The sequence below is a fragment of the Shimia sp. W99 genome (genome assembly GCF_053851455.3).
This window is the reverse complement of the sequence record NZ_JBSQBU020000002.1, coordinates 1-15884: the sequence shown is the minus strand read 5'-3', so window position 1 is coordinate 15884 and position 15884 is coordinate 1. Positions and strand designations below refer to the sequence as shown.

General features: G+C 56.4%; 9 protein-coding genes. 5 read left to right on the top strand and 4 right to left on the bottom strand.

The features are described 5' to 3' along the window. Positions 1–80: 80 nt before the first annotated feature. Positions 81–1487: a hypothetical protein gene (locus ACS3QZ_RS19380; RefSeq protein WP_456039380.1), complete on the bottom strand. Its 1407-nt coding sequence runs from the start codon at positions 1485–1487 to the stop codon at positions 81–83. Between the two features lie 251 nt (positions 1488–1738). Here ACS3QZ_RS19380 and ACS3QZ_RS19375 point away from each other — a divergent pair, with 251 nt between their 5' ends. After that, complete coding sequence (locus ACS3QZ_RS19375; protein ID WP_456039379.1) at positions 1739–4042, top strand: glycosyltransferase family protein; 2304 nt, start codon at positions 1739–1741, stop codon at positions 4040–4042. Between the two features lie 92 nt (positions 4043–4134). Beyond that, positions 4135–5214 carry a glycosyltransferase family 4 protein gene (locus tag ACS3QZ_RS19370; RefSeq protein WP_456039378.1) on the top strand — a complete coding sequence of 360 codons (1080 nt, stop codon included), beginning with the start codon at positions 4135–4137 and terminating at the stop codon, positions 5212–5214. A gap of 58 nt (positions 5215–5272) precedes the next feature. Here the strand turns inward: ACS3QZ_RS19370 and ACS3QZ_RS19365 are convergent, their stop codons facing one another. Next, positions 5273–11098: a M10 family metallopeptidase C-terminal domain-containing protein gene (locus ACS3QZ_RS19365; RefSeq protein WP_456039377.1), complete on the bottom strand. Its 5826-nt coding sequence runs from the start codon at positions 11096–11098 to the stop codon at positions 5273–5275. Positions 11099–11731: 633 nt separating this feature from the next. On the opposite strand from ACS3QZ_RS19365, the gene ACS3QZ_RS19360 reads away from it, so the two are divergent. Further along, positions 11732–12307, top strand: a complete 576-nt coding sequence (locus ACS3QZ_RS19360) for an OmpA family protein (protein WP_456039376.1) — start codon at positions 11732–11734, stop codon at positions 12305–12307. 33 nt (positions 12308–12340) lie between these two features. On the opposite strand, the gene ACS3QZ_RS19355 is transcribed toward ACS3QZ_RS19360, so the two are convergent. Together ACS3QZ_RS19355 and ACS3QZ_RS19350 are read right to left on the bottom strand one after the other, a co-directional pair. Next, entirely contained in the window at positions 12341–13042 is a 702-nt protein-coding gene (locus tag ACS3QZ_RS19355) for an ABC transporter ATP-binding protein (RefSeq protein ID WP_456039375.1), read from the bottom strand. Further along, positions 13029–14231 carry a KpsE/RkpR family capsule polysaccharide export protein gene (locus ACS3QZ_RS19350; RefSeq protein WP_456039374.1) on the bottom strand — a complete coding sequence of 401 codons (1203 nt, stop codon included), beginning with the start codon at positions 14229–14231 and terminating at the stop codon, positions 13029–13031. Before ACS3QZ_RS19350 ends, ACS3QZ_RS19355 begins: the two co-directional genes overlap by 14 nt. A 96-nt stretch (positions 14232–14327) precedes the next feature. Here ACS3QZ_RS19350 and ACS3QZ_RS19345 point away from each other — a divergent pair, with 96 nt between their 5' ends. Then, complete coding sequence (locus ACS3QZ_RS19345) at positions 14328–15128, top strand: ABC transporter permease (protein WP_456039373.1); 801 nt, start codon at positions 14328–14330, stop codon at positions 15126–15128. A gap of 184 nt (positions 15129–15312) precedes the next feature. Further along, positions 15313–15884 (top strand): rhamnan synthesis F family protein (locus ACS3QZ_RS19340; RefSeq protein WP_456039372.1); only part of this gene is annotated, 572 nt, incomplete at its 3' end.

Sequence of the window (15884 nt, the reverse complement as noted above, 5' to 3'; positions counted from 1 at the left end):
AATAGCAGCGGTTTGGTGGGAAGGCAGTTCATCCCATTAGCTCATTAACGACTGGCCCAAATTTCCGCGACCACCTCTGGTCACCTCATTAAACCGTAATCTTCGATCATGAATTTTTGTAAGGTCCTGTTTTGACGGTGCTCGATTGGAAGCGCGAGCATGGTCTCGATCAGTTTGCGAGAGTTGAAGGGTACGATCGCGAACCCGGTCATATCTATCTCGCTGTACCACAGTGTCGCCCATTTTGTATTCCGGTGCTCCCAATAGAATAAATCCTCCCAAGCAAAGTTGAAGAGCCTGTCCTGGGTGAAGGCAGTATAGGCGATATATTCCTCCATCCACTTGATCAGGTTTGGATTTTGGGAAGCCTTTGACTGTGTGTGCTTTTTGGCCAAGGCTTCCGGGGTTGGTCCCTTGCCATCACGCACTTTATAGAAAACCGTTCCAGTTTCGGCCGCTAAGGAAATTAAGATGGTCCTATCATGCGGAAGGTTTTCATACATGGCTCGCGCCAGAGCAGGATAGCGTGCGCCAAACTCGAAACTTTTAACATAGATTTTGTGAAAATCGCTCTGGAAATCGACCGGGGCTACTTCAAAGATCCGATGAGGCAAACCGGCATGTATTGCGGCCAGATTTGCGCCGAACACATCTTCGAGCTGTGCGCGATCAGGGTTCTGCTGTTTGACATAAGTAAAGGTGCTCATGTCCTTAGGGACGAATCCGCGCAAACTCGACAGGACGTTGAGGCTGTCGAGGCCGGCAGTTAACCCCATAAGAGTGCCGTCAACGACGGTTTTCTTGAGGCATTTTTCGAGTTGTGCCGTAAACTTCTGTTTTGCTTCCTGGAGGCTTATGGCAGGCAAGTCCCGCACAGGGTAGAAGCGCTCATGCTTCATCGTCCTGTCCGCATAGTTCAATCGGGCGAAGCAATTTGCGAAAACGCAAGTGACTCCATCAAACGGTGTCTTCAGACCAGGATAGAACTTGCCTCCGGGTGAGACATAGTCGGGCGAGCGCATAAAAGCACTTACCTCTTCAGATGCCGGCAGACCCAGAACTTGCGCTGCAAGTTGCCAATGTGATGCAAATACTGTTCCCTGTTTTGCCTTGGCGCTGTAAATCGCGTAAGTCGCGTGGCAATCTGGCACAGCAAAAAGCGAGTCATCATTGCTTAGGAAGCAGGCAAACCGTCCACCCAGATAGGCGATGTACTCAAGACAGCCTGCCAGTCCGCCAGCCTCGAAGCGCTCTAGAGCAATCTGTGCAACGTCACAGGTGTCGGCTGACATTTCGTCGTAGTCGAAGGCTCTCCCAATCAGAGCCACGCAATGGCCACTGCTCCCGTGCACTACGCTGGCTTCGGTTTTCTCCTGAACATGAAGGTCATAGCCTTGGTTCAGGGAAAACCTCTCCCATGCCGCAAATTCTACATGCGCTACGTCGGTAGGATGTACTATATAGCCTCGAAAATACGATTGGCTCACTTATTCTACCCTTCTGTGCCTCATACCCATTCAAGAGTATGACTTGCACGACCTTCCGGGGCGGTTCAATCAAAACCCTGAACCCAGACGCAATGCCATGCACGCCGGATGTTTCTTAGATGTCACATCAAACAAGCGCATGGACGTTTCTAACTTGGTATATTACTAAACTTCAAGCTTTCAAGACGGATCAAACCGATTGAGGGTTCGCTAGTCAACGTCTTGATTTGGATAATTTATTGGATAATTCAATGGATACATATGATAGCTTAAAAAAATATGCGCAGTCCGTTTTCTCCAGTGCGGCGGATTTCGACAAAAGCGCCTCGGAGCTGGCGCGGATTTGCGATGGCGTATTGAGCCATGCTTGTGTTTTTCAGAACATTCCACCAGATACCAGCCACCAACTCCAAAGTCGCCCGGTTGAGGCCTTTATGGCGGCCATTCCAGGGCAGGTCGAACTGAAGCTTTTCATCAATCCGCTTTCGGAGATGAATGTCCGGCAAAGTTTCATCTGTTCTGTTATGGCCACGGATATCGGTCATCGCAGGATGGATATCGAAGGTTTGACACTATCGGCCAACCCCGAGGTAGGATCCTACTTTTATCTCGAAATGCCAAAGGGTGGCGTCCTGAGCCGGACATTCACCATCCCGACCGGAGCAACCTATTTGCGGGTACGGGTGCAGCGGTTGAAGGTTACGGACGACAAGTTGATCATTGAACCCAGATTTCAGCTCTACCCGGTTGCGCTGCGTGATATGCGCGCGCGCCTGGCTCAAAGCCGCAGCAAGATGCTCGGTGCCATGGGTAAGACCCGCGAGCAACGCGACAACAAACCTGCCCAGAAATTCAAAGCATTCCTATACATTATGGACGAGTTCACTGAGAGCTGCATCACTAACACGGTTGCGGCCTATCCTATATCTCGAAATAATTTTCTGGATCAGATTAGCGAGTCCAATTGTGACTTTGTGTTCCTCGAAAGTTTCTGGAATGGCAACAAGGGCAAGTGGAAGGGGGCGATGACATATGAAACGCCCCACCACCCGCAGAGGCTGGCCCTGGATGCGGTGATCCAGGCCGCGCGGACCAAGGGGATGGGCTTGGCCTTTTACAATAAGGAAGACCCGATGCATTTCGACCGCTTCCTGCCTTATGCGGAGAAAGCCGACGTGGTTTTCACTTCGGCCTCTGAGATGGTTCCAGAGTATGAAAAGGCTCTGCCCGGAAAACCCATACACACCCTGAAGTTTGCAGCCCCCACCAAGATGTGCAATCCCGCTGGCATGCCATCTTTTGAACATCGTGAGACAGTCGCCTTTGCCGGAGGCTATTATGGTGAAAACCATGATGATCGAGTCGCGCAGATGGACTACGTCCTGCCGGCGATCCGGGTCCATAGTGGAGCGATATTTGACCGCCATTCTGAGCAGAAAGAGGAACGCTACCGCTATCCCTTCCAATACCGGAGGTTTTGCCGCAAGGCCGTCAGCTATGCAGAGATGGTCAAGGAATACCGGAAATTCAAAGTGTTCCTGAACGTGAACACGATCACCCAGTCGCCGACCATGTTGTCGCGCCGGGTGTATGAGCTTCTGGCCTGTGGTACGCCAGTGGTCACCGCACCATCGAAAGCGGTCGAGGAACAGTTTGGCGATACCGTTTCCATTGTTGAGAACGAAGCCGCAGCGATTGAGGAGACCCGGCGGCTGATCGAGGATAAAACCCTCTGGATGCAACGCAGCCATCTTGGCTATCGCCATGTGATGAATGGCAACACCTATGACGACCGGGTCCGGCAGATCATGCAGGTGATGAACCCGGACGTGGAACAAGAGGCATTCAATCCGTTTGTTTCGATGATCACCCCGACCAAGGAGCCCGGCGACTATGTTCGGATCATCGAAAATGCTCTGGGCCAGACGCATCCGTTGCTCGAACTGGTGATTGGGTTCGGCTATCTATATTCCGAAGACGATGTAAAAATGTTTCTTAAGGAGTTGCGCGCCGCGATGAGAGCCGCGGGCAAGAAAATACATTTGCGATATGTTCATTTCCGGGAAAAGGTCTCGCTGGGTTACAAGATGAATGCCCTTATGCATGAGGCAACCGGGGAAATCATCGCCAAGATGGACGATGACGACTATTATGGACCCAATTACATCACCGACATGCTGTTGCCGATGCGTTGGGGCAATTATGATATTATTGGAAAGCGTGGGACGTTCTGGCATGATGCGACGACGGGCAAGTTCTATTTCAAACATCCCAACAATTTCCATCGTCCAAGCGATTTCGTATATGGTGCAACTTTCATGGGGCGGCGCAGCGTGTTTCTTAGTAATCCATTCCAGGAGCGCAGCACCGGCGAAGATACCTTCATGCTGGCGCAGCTAAAGTCGATGGGATACAAAATTTACGCGGCCGATCCGTTCAACTTCTGTGTTTCGCGGCGTGACACTCGACATACTTGGGCCCTGCCAGGCGGTTTCTGGAACAACGACTGCGAAGAGTTGCCAGAAGACATGAGCTTGGAAAAAGTCGGGATCTGATGTCGACGGGAGGGGCCACTGGGTCTGCGTCAAGAAGCATTGCAGACCTGCATATCTGCATTGCATTATTTTACCGCGCCCCGAAGGGTGGGGTGCATGAGAATGTTCGCGAGACAGTCAGGCGACTCTGTATCCATGGTGCCAGGGTTACGGTTGTCTGTTCCGGCGGGCCGTTTGCGGCTTCTTTACGCGAGACAAGCGCTCAGGTACTTGAAACTGACTACGAACTGATCAACGGGTTGGTGAAGGAAGCCCTGAAGTGGGGGCCTTTCGATCTTGTGCACGTCCACCCAGGCCCGTCGCGGGAGTTCGGCCTGCGATTGGCCCGTGTGGCGGGCATCCCGGTCTGTCTTACCCTGCATGGTGAGTGGCTTGATAACATTCACATGTTCTGGGACCGTTTCGCGCGGATATTCACGGTTTCGCAAGCGGTGCGAGACAAAACGCTTAAGGCCGCACCAGCGGCGGCGGGTTTTGTCGAGATGATGCCGAATGGCGTTGATCTGGAGAAATTTACGGTTTATCAGCGTTTGGCTCCTCCGGAATCAGGGCGCCGCCCGCGCGTAATTGTAGCTTCCAGATTTGATGCAGATAAGCAGCGCTTGACTGATTTCCTTGTGGAACTGTGGCAGGTTCAGAAACCCGAGGCAGTGTTTCACTGGGAAGTTGCCGGCACTGGCACACAGATTGGGCAATTGCAGCAAGCTGCCGACAGGCTAAACCGAACCTATGGCACGGATCTCGTGCGGTTTCACGGTTGGCTTGAAGCTTCAGCACTGTATGAGTTGTATACGGTCTGTGACTTTTCGATCTCTCCCGGACGCTCGGCGATGGAAAGTATGGCCATGGGATTGCCAACTGTGGCACTCGGGTCTCAAGGCTGCTTTGGCCTCATCACACCCGACCGCACGGATCAGGCGGCCTGGAGCAACTTCGGAGGGGCCGGTCTTTTGGAACAGACCGCGCCGACGTCGGTTCTGGAGGAGATGCTGAGGCTTTGGCAGAGCAGTGCAAAATTCCTGGCCACGGCTCGTTTTGTAGCTGATTACATCCACAAGAACTTCGACGCGGCGCATTGGCATGACCAACTCGAATCCACCTATCTTTCAGTATTAAATGGGGAGATGAGGCCACTTGTTTCTGATGCCAAGTCACCTCAATTCCCTACCTGAAAAGCGAAAAGGGCCGGTGCAAGCCGGCCCTCCCGTATTGTTGATTTCAACCGGTCGGTCAGAAGATGAAATCGTCCGCCGAATACACTAGGCCGACCCCGATAGCCGAGAAGGCCACACCTTGCAGCAGGATCGAGTTCGCCCCGTCGACAATCTGCGCTGTCCCGGCAGAGTTCACCAAATGGTTGTTCAGCAAGTCGGTGAAGTCGGTGATGTTGGTCACGCCCGACAGGTCGATGTCTTCGCTGTTATGTGAATTGAAGTCGGTGATCACATCCTGCCCGAATCCGTCCTCGAAGGCGAACACGTCATTGCCGTCGCCGCCGAGAATGGTATCGCCGCCGCCGCCGCCGAGAATGGTGTCGTTACCGTTGTTGCCTTCAAGCCGGTTGGCGCCGCTGGTGCCACTGATCGAGTCATTGCCGCTGGTTCCGATCAGGTTCTCGAAATTGGTCATGGTCTCGGAGACGCCACTGAAGTTGGCCGTGCCAGCGCCCAGATCGAACACACCACCACTCGGGGTGTGCGAGAAGTCGACGGTATCGACGCCTGCACCACCGTCCATGCTGTCGATGCCGAAGCCACCAAGGATCACGTCATTGCCGTCGCCGCCGAGAATGGTGTCGTTACCGTTGTTGCCTTCAAGCCGGTTGGCGCCGCTGGTGCCACTGATCGAGTCATTGCCGCTGGTTCCGATCAGGTTCTCGAAATTGGTCATGGTCTCGGAGGCACCGCCGAAAGCCGCTGTGCCAGCGCCCAGATCGAACACACCACCACTCGCGGTGTGCGAGAAGTCGACGGTATCGACGCCTGCGCCACCGTCCATGCTGTCGATGCCGAAGCCACCAAGGATCACGTCATTGCCGTCGCCGCCGAGAATGGTATCGCCGCCGCCGCCGCCGAGAATGGTGTCGTTACCGTTGTTGCCTTCAAGCCGGTTGGCGCCGCTGGTGCCACTGATCGAGTCATTGCCGCTGGTTCCGATCAGGTTCTCGAAATTGGTCATGGTCTCGGAGACGCCACTGAAGTTGGCCGTGCCAGCGCCCAGATCGAACACACCACCACTCGGGGTGTGCGAGAAGTCGACGGTATCGACGCCTGCACCACCGTCCATGCTGTCGATGCCGAAGCCACCAAGGATCACGTCATTGCCGTCGCCGCCGAGAATGGTGTCGTTACCGTTGTTGCCTTCAAGCCGGTTGGCGCCGCTGGTGCCACTGATCGAGTCATTGCCGCTGGTTCCGATCAGGTTCTCGAAATTGGTCATGGTCTCGGAGGCACCGCCGAAAGCCGCTGTGCCAGCGCCCAGATCGAACACACCACCACTCGCGGTGTGCGAGAAGTCGACGGTATCGACGCCTGCGCCACCGTCCATGCTGTCGATGCCGAAGCCACCAAGGATCACGTCATTGCCGTCGCCGCCGAGAATGGTATCGCCGCCGCCGCCGCCGAGAATGGTGTCGTTACCGTTGTTGCCTTCAAGCCGGTTGGCGCCGCTGGTGCCACTGATCGAGTCATTGCCGCTGGTTCCGATCAGGTTCTCGAAATTGGTCATGGTCTCGGAGACGCCACTGAAGTTGGCCGTGCCAGCGCCCAGATCGAACACACCACCACTCGGGGTGTGCGAGAAGTCGACGGTATCGACGCCTGCACCACCGTCCATGCTGTCGATGCCGAAGCCACCAAGGATCACGTCATTGCCGTCGCCGCCGAGAATGGTGTCGTTACCGTTGTTGCCTTCAAGCCGGTTGGCGCCGCTGGTGCCACTGATCGAGTCATTGCCGCTGGTTCCGATCAGGTTCTCGAAATTGGTCATGGTCTCGGAGGCACCGCCGAAAGCCGCTGTGCCAGCGCCCAGATCGAACACACCACCACTCGCGGTGTGCGAGAAGTCGACGGTATCGACGCCTGCGCCACCGTCCATGCTGTCGATGCCGAAGCCACCAAGGATCACGTCATTGCCGTCGCCGCCGAGAATGGTATCGCCGCCGCCGCCGCCGAGAATGGTGTCGTTACCGTTGTTGCCTTCAAGCCGGTTGGCGCCCGACGATCCCGAAATGATGTCATTGCTGTTCATGCCGATGACATTCTCGACATTGATCAGGATCTGGGTCCCGGCCCCACCACCGACAGTGTAGGTTCCGGCTCCGAGATTTGCCGTCAGGAAGTTGAAGACATAACCGCTCATGTCGAGCGTATCGATACCCGCGCCACCATCGATGTCGTCGATGAATTCACCGCCGTTGTTCTCGATTACGTCATTGCCGTCTCCGGCATCCACGCTGTCTACGCCCGACCCGCCGATCAGCGTGTCATCGCCCGCACCACCCAGCAGCGTGTCGCCAAAGCTGCCGGAACCGCCGCGGATGATGTCATTGCCATCGCCGCCATCCAAAGAGTCGCCGTCCGAGCCGCCATCCAGGGTATCGTCCCCGGCGCCACCGAGCAGCGTGTCAATTCCAGCGCCACCAGAGAGGCTATCATTGCCGGCACCGCCGGCCAGCCAGTTGGCGCCCGACGATCCGATGATCGAGTCGTTCCAATTCGTCCCGATCACGTTCTCGACATTGGTCAAGGTGGTGGACGACCCGGCCCAGTCCCAAGTGCCCGCGGCAAGGTCGAAAGTGGCCCCTGCCACGAAGGTGACACCTGACGCGTCCACCGTATCGTTGCCGGCACCGCCGTCGACATGGTCATGCCAGCCGCCACCGGTATGCAGGATCAGGTCGTCGCCGTCATCGCCGAAGATCCTGTCGAAGAAATCGCCGCCATTGATCGTGTCATTGCCGGCGCCGCCACGGATAGAATCGATGCCGGTGCCGCTGTCGTCTCCGGCTGCGCCGCCATAGAGCAGGTCGTTGCCGCCGCCGCCCAGAAGCGTGTCGCCGCCGTCACCGCCTTCGATCGTGTCGGCACCGCCCAGCCCTTCCAGCCGGTTGGCGCCGGCCGAACCGACGATGCTCTCGTCGCCATTCGAACCGATCACGTTCTCGATCGAGGTCAGCGCTTCGGTGAAGCCGTTATAGCTGGCCAGAGCGGTGGCAAGGTTGATCTCGACCACGCTCAGCGGCGTGAACCAGTTGTGGTTCTGGTAGCTGATCGTGTCGTTGCCGGCACCACCGTTCCAGCTGTCGCCCGTGAAGCTGGTATCACCGGCGAGGAACAGGTCGTCGCCTGCGCCGCCTTCGATCGAGTCCGACCCGCTGCCGTCGTTGATGGTGTCGTTGCCATCCCCCCCGAGAAGCGTGTCGTTGCCCGAGCCGCCGTCGATGCTGTCATTGCCGCTCAGGCCCGTCAGCACGTTGGCGCTGGTGTTCCCGATCAGCGTGTCATTGCCGTTGCTCGTGGTCACGTTCTCGATGCTGGCCAGCGTGCTGGTGGTGTCGCCGCCGCCGTTGAACACTCCGGTGGCAAGGTTGACGCTGTAGGCGCCGGTGGTCGTGAAACCGAGCATGAACGTGTCCGTCCCGGCGCCACCGATATTGGTGTCACCGCCGGTCCAGCCGGGGTTGATCAGGATCAGGTCATCCCCGTTCCCACCATTGATGCTGTCCGACCCGGACCCGCCTTCCAGCGTGTCGTTGCCATCACCACCCAGAAGCGTGTCGTTGCCCGAGCCGCCGTCGATGCTGTCATTGCCGGCATTGCCGTCGATGATGTCATTGTCGCTATGGCCGTTGATGGTCTCGTTCGCCGATGCGCCCTGGATATTGTCGCGCCGGATGGTCCCGGTGAAATTGGTCAGCGCCCCGCCCAGGGTGATATTGATCTGGTCGAGCGTGTCGTCCCAGTCTTGGAAGGTCCAGCCGCTCCAGCTCGTGGTCGAGAACAGGGACCCCGTCGCGAAGAAGTTCAGGATGTCGACATTGCCGCCGCTGCTGTCGATATGCAGGTCGGCCGGAATCTCGAAGGTGCTGTCGAATTCCTGGATCGTGAAATTCGCCGTCTTGGTACCGCTCACATCGGCGTGGAACTCGATCTCCTCGATCGAATTGAAGTACAGGCTGGAGCTGTTGAAGTTGAAGGTGCCGAGCCCGCTGAGCAGGAGCCGGTCTTCACCGCTGCCGCCGATGAGCGTGTCCGAGCTATGGGTGCCGGCGAAGAACCGGAACGTGTCGTTACCGTCGCCGGCGTTCATCGAGTCGGCGCCGCTGCCGCCGATGAGCGTGTCGTTGCCGCCATAGCCGATGATCGTGTCGTTGCCGCCATTGCCGTTAAGGCTGTTGGCCGAGCTGTTGCCGTAGATTTCTTCACTGCCAGAACCGCCGACCGCGTTCTCGATCACCGTGCCGACCGCGGTCGTCAGGTTGCCGGTGAGACCGGCCACGTCCGAGAAATACGGCGTCACCGTGGACAGCGTGTTCAAGCGCAGGTCGATCTTGGAGTTGTTGGAAAAACCCGAGAGATCGAGCGTGTCGTTGCCGCCGCCATCGACGATGGTCAGCGTGTTGGTATCCAGCAGCGACCACAACGAGTTGAAGGCATTGTTCAGCGTGTTGCTGACCGGCGGCGCGTTGGAGGTTCCCCAGGTGTCATTGAAGCCCCAGGTGGTGTTGCCGGTGGTGGCCCCGTCATTGATACCGTAGCCGAACGGATCGTACATCCGGTCGAGCGCCGCCCAGTCCACGATCTGCGGGCCGATCACATTGACATCGCCCAGGAGCGCGCCCGAGGGCGTGCCGTTGCCCGGCGGGGTGTAGTTCGCCTGCGCCCAGTAGGACATCATGCTGAACTGGATCGTGTCGTTTTCCCACTGCGCCTGGTTGGCGTAGGTGTTTGAGCCCTGCCCCGCATTGTAGTTGCCCTGGTGCCCGAGGCCCAGCGTGTGGGCGATCTCGTGCAGCGCGGTGTGGAAGTAATAATCGCCGATCGTGCCGTTGCCACTCCAGTCCTTGGCGATATTGATCCAGGCGTTCTGGATCGAGCCGTCCGAGGAATAGTTGAAGTTGGCAAAGGCCCGTCCCGCGTTCTCATTGCCGAAATTGATATCGGCATTCATCGACGTCGTTTCGACAAAGTTGATGCCGAGGACATCCTCGTAGATGTCGAACGCATTGCGGATCGCCGCCTTCCTGGAGGCGGTGTCGGTGCCGTCGTCGTCGAGCCCGTCACTGTCATAGTTGTTGGCACCGAGGTTGAAGGTGATCGTCCCGCTCTGGGCATTGGTGCCCGTCGTGGCCAAGTTCCAGTGGAAGTTCGGCCCCACCCCCCAGAAATCGTCCCAGAAATCGTTAGAGGCGGTATTTGCGTGATTGTACTCGCTCAGGTACCGGGCAAGGTTGTCGATCGTGGTCGCCGCAGCGGGCGCGGCCACAGCGCCGCTGTCGACCCCGCCACTGCCATAGGCATTGGCGCCGTCGGCACAGCAAGCACAGCCACAACCGCTCTGATCGAAATCATGCGGTGGGGGCGGACCATAATATCCGTCTTCCACGGTCTGGAAGGATTCAGGGCGTGTATCTTCTTGGGCTGCACTTTCCCAAATCGGTTTGGACGTACCGGAAATGCCAGCATAGCTTGCCAACTGGACCGGCGCTTGAGACGTTGCGGACCCGGTGCTGCCAAGACCCGCGTAGGTTTGAGCACTCTCTCCGTCAGTCACCTCAGTGCCCTCGTCAGCCCGCGTGCCCCCTGCCGCGAGCTCTTCCCGGACCTCTTCGTCCGCCACCTCACCGTTATCCTCGGCAAGCTCTTCCGCTTTTTGCTCTTCTTCATCCGGCGGGGGTGTATCCATCGCCTCGACCGCGCCAACACCAGCATCCAAACCACGTATTGAATTGCTGATCTCGTCGCCAACCGAGGTCAGAAGGCCCCCGCCCTGTCCAGCTAGGTTATCCTTTTCAAGGATTGGGTTATTCAGGTCGTTGTCGTCCAAGTCACGCATGATACTCTCCCTTAGCGCCAAGCTGCGGCACTCATTAATAGCAACGAAAACCGCACCGATACTCTCGGCGCGGTTCCTCATTAAGCTTCGTGTCTTCTAGGCGTTGGGCCTTCCAAAATTTCAGGCCTCCGCTCTTTCGGCAGGAAACAGCTCGCTGCGCTTCAACACCTGCATCGCCAGCCAGCGGTATCGACCGCAAGGTAAATCCAGCAGATTCGGCATTAAAAAGCACGGGGCAACTCCCATCAAATCAAACTCTGGGCAGGACTGAGGTCACACGCAAAATTCGGCTACAGTTCCGACTTTTTGTAAGGCGTTGTCCGGTAAGTCAAAATCCAGACTGCCTTTGCTCAGTTTTTCGCGTTTCCAAACTCAGCTTCAAGCGCTTGCGATGACCTATCCGTCATTCGTCCTACCAAACAACTCATCTCAATATCCTGACAGTAACATAGTCTTAATCTTTTCTGGTAGAATATTCTCACCTTCATGCACCGCTAGGTCATGAACCCTAGCGGTGCATGAATCGCGACGGGGCACAAATACATTGGCCGGGGCAGTCGACAGGTGCTGGCCTTGCGCCTATGATGAAGGCTGTGCGGTACCAGCGCCTGCAGATATTCGAGGCCCAACATCATGTTCCGAACCAGACTGTCACCGGCCTTGGCAGCCCTTGCGCTGCTGCCACTGTCCGCCCTGCCGAGCGCCTGCATGATTCAGGAGCAGAGTGACGAGACATCTGTGGCCGAATCCGATCAACAACAAAATATAGTGAGAAATACGAGCTTGCTTCAGATTGGCGAAGACCTTCAAACCGAGTTGGATGGTGCTGTTTACCGGATTGGGGCGTCACTCGGAGGGCTCCGTGTTTCTGCTGCTGGGGATGCTGTTTTCTCTCCGGGCAGTACAACGTTGCTTCCCAATGCCCGGCGCGACCTAGAGATTATAGCAAGCAAACTGATCAATGGCCCTGGCGGTATAATCAATATTATCGTCCATACCGATGATCAGGGGAGCGCGGATCGCAATCTATTGCTTTCTGAACAGCAGGCAGCGAGTGTTGCAGAGATTTTTCGAGCGGCCGGGTTCCCAGAACCGTTCGTCCAGCCGCGCGGCCTCGGAGAGACAGCGCCTGTCATATCGAACCAGACTCCGGGCGGGCGGGCGCAAAATCGTCGAGTCGAAATTGTCTTTCAGGCGGATATCCACTGAGGTTTTACCGAGGGCGAAAAAGGCGCATGCCGCTCATGTTCCCTTGTACCGCAGATTCTTCTGATGCCGGTCGATCGCCTTCTCAACACTGCCGTAGTAGCTGAGAACTCCGCCTTCCAGTACCAGACCAGCATCGCAAACCCGTTTCAGGTCTCCCAGAGAATGGGAAACGAATAAGGCCCCGCTGGTCTGCATCCGATCCCGAAACATTGCTTCGCTTTTTTCCTTGAAGGCCTGATCCCCCACGGCGGTGACTTCGTCGACCAGATAGAAGTCAAAATGGATACCCATTGAGCATGCAAACCCGAGGCGCGAGCGCATCCCCGAAGAATATGTCCGGATCGGCTGGTGAAAATGCGCTCCGAGCTCAGCGAAATCGGCAACAAATTCCAAGAACTCTGTCGTGTCCACCCCATAGACCCGTGCCAGGAACTTGGCGTTCTGGGCGCCGGTCAGATCACGGTGGAAACTCCCCATGAACCCAACTGGCCACGAGATGGCTCCTGTGGTTATGATTTCTCCCCGGTCTGGCTGCAAGGCGCCGGCAATCATCTGCAGGAGGCTGGATTTTCCCGCCCCGTTGCGCCCCAGAAGCGCAATGGATTTCCCCGCCGGAAGCTCAATCGACGCGTTCCTCAGGATCGTTTTTGTTGCCCTTCCCAGATAGAAGGTTTTCGAAACATTTTCGAGCCGAACCACCATTTGCGCCGCTCCGAAACGATCAGCGCCGATCACGCAACGAGTAATAGACCAGTACCGAGATGGTCCAGATACCGAACAGGACCAAGCTGACCACGGCCAACAGAATTGCACGCTTGGGATAAGCGGCCGTCTCGGCTAAGGTCGGCTGGACATAGGCTGCCAAATACCGGCTTTGCCTTTGCGCCTCGGCGACTGCCGTATCGTAAGCGGACAATGCTGAGAGATAGGATTTCTCGGCGAACTCCCGATCAACTTGCAGAACTTCAAACTGTCCGACAAGGTTGGCGAAAACGCCATCTCCCCCACCGCTGGTCCCCAATTTACGCCGTTCATCTTCAATGCGCTTTTCGATCACAGTAATCTTCCGCTTGGCCTGTAGCACACGTGGATCAGATGGGCTGGAGGTTTCGATCAGAAGATCCAACTCAATGAATGTCTCGGCCAATTGTGCCTGAAGCGAATTCAGCAGCCCCATCTGCCCCTGAATATCGGCTGAAGGGTCGACGATCCTGGTTTCATTGCGAAATAGGGTCAGAGCCTGACGCGCCCGCTTCAATCGTTCGACCGCCTGATCCAGCTCTTCCTTGGCATAGCGCGTCGCATCTTCACGCGCGATCGCCGATAGCTTGTTGATCATGGCGCTGGAGCGTTCGAAGATCTCCCGGGCGATGGCGCGGGATTCTTCGGGGTCGAACGAGCGGACCTCGACCTCGATCAACCCGGTGGCCGGATCGTAAAAGATCCGTACCATCCGCTCCCAATATGCTACGAGTTCTTCGATCGAAGCGTCTTCGGCAAGCCGGAACACCACGTCGTCAGTGGGCTTGCTGTAAATTTCCTGGAGATCCAGAGTGGTATCTACGGCCTGCACCAGTTCCTGACTCTGGATGAACTCGTACAGGATGTCGGTATCAGAGGAGCTAGAGCCCGAGAAACCGCCCAGTCCCCCCAGAATTTCATAGGCTGAATTTGTCTCTTCCTGGCGGACGGTGAAACCGACCGTCGAAGCATACTGATCTGCGGCCCGTGTATAGAGATAAATTCCGGTCACAGCTGCGGGTGCAACAACACAGATCAGGAAGGAAAACACGACAAACCAATGCCGCGGGCGCATGGCGGCCGGTCGGGCCGAGGGAGCAACCTTGACAACTTTGGCACCCTGGTTGGTCGCGGGTGCCGAAGATGTGTTGGAGGGGTGCGCTTGTTCTGCTTCTGTCGCCACGCCTCAAGCCCTACTTTTTATTATTTGCATAAATCTATATCCTAACTTACCGGTACCAGCCGACTTGTGCCAGATTGATTAGAAGGGTCCGAGCAAATGAGCTTACCGGCAGCACAGCGACCCAGATATCGCCGCCGTTTCAGATTCTTCCGCTCTCTCATGGCACTGATACTACGCGAGATGGCCGCAACGTACGGCCGCTCTCCCGGAGGATATGTGTGGGCCATCATTGAGCCGGTCGCGGCAATCGCGCTGATGAGCTTTGTGTTTTCATTTATTTTGAGATCTCCTAGCTTGGGATCAAATTTTCCAATTTTTTATGCAACTGGTTTCCTTCCATTTGTGATGTACAGCTCCGTGAGTGGACAAATAGCCAAGGCCATTCAATACTCGAAACCTCTTCTGACCTATCCAGCCGTGACATTTATGGATGCGCTCCTGGCCCGTTTTCTACTGAACACGCTCACGCATCTTCTGGTCATGTTCATCGTGATCGACGGAATCATCACATTTTTTAACCTCAATCCGATTCTGAACTGGCCCGCAATCTTCACTGCAATCGCCATGGCCGTTGCAATGGCGGTATCAGTCGGGGTTCTGAACTGCTATCTGGCTTCAAGTTTTCCGTTGTGGGAGCGGCTCTGGGCCGTGCTGACACGGCCTATGTTCATCCTGTCAGGCGTCTTATTCATTCCTGAAAACGTACCTGCCCGGTTTAGAGACATCTACATGCTCAACCCGGTCGCCCATATTACCAGCGAGATGCGCAAGGGATTTTATGCAACTTATGACGCGGTCTATGTGCGCCCGACCTATGTCTTCCTTGTTGCGCTGGTATTGGCGATCTTTGGCCTGCTGTTCTTGCTAAAGAACCACAAGGATATTGTGTTGAAATAGCGTGGACGGATTGTGCCAGACGTGGACCTCTGCTACCTCCCAAAACATGTTTGGACGGCTTTCACGACAGGTCCGCACCGTATTGCGATTTTTTTTCCCGACATCGACGGAGCGGGAGTATGTCCGGTTGTTGCGCGACAATCCGCAGTTTGACCGAACCTTCTATCTGGAAAGCAATCCTCGGATGCGGCGCCTGTTTAGGCTCAACCCGGAACGCCATTACGTTCAGTTCGGCGAAGCCCTAGGGTTGAGCCCAAACCCGCATTTCAGCCCTCGCGCCTACCTGTTTCACAATCCGGATCTGGCAGGCCTCGGTATACCCCCACTGAAACACTATCTGGAAACAGGGCATCGGGAAGGCCGCACCGCGCTGATCACTGCGGACCAGCATGCAGCCCCCCTGCCTGCTTTTCCTGAGATAGCGGGCGATGACCGCCCCTCCCCCCCTGCTCCCGTCGCAATTGTCGTTCATGTTTATTACCCCGAACTCTGGCCCGAAATCTCCGATCGGCTTGCCAGGCAGCGCTTTGCATTTGACCTGTTCGTGACAGTGACCTCGGGCCGGGCTGATTTTGAAACGCTGCAGCATGATATCTGGTCTCGGTTTCCAAGCGCGCGCGTCTGGGAAATGCCCAATCATGGGCGTGACATCTGGCCCTTCACATACCTCGTCAATGCCGGCCTTCTGGCACCATACCGGGCTGTCTGCAAACTGCACACCAAGAAATCGCCGCACCGGGCGGACGGGGATGCCTG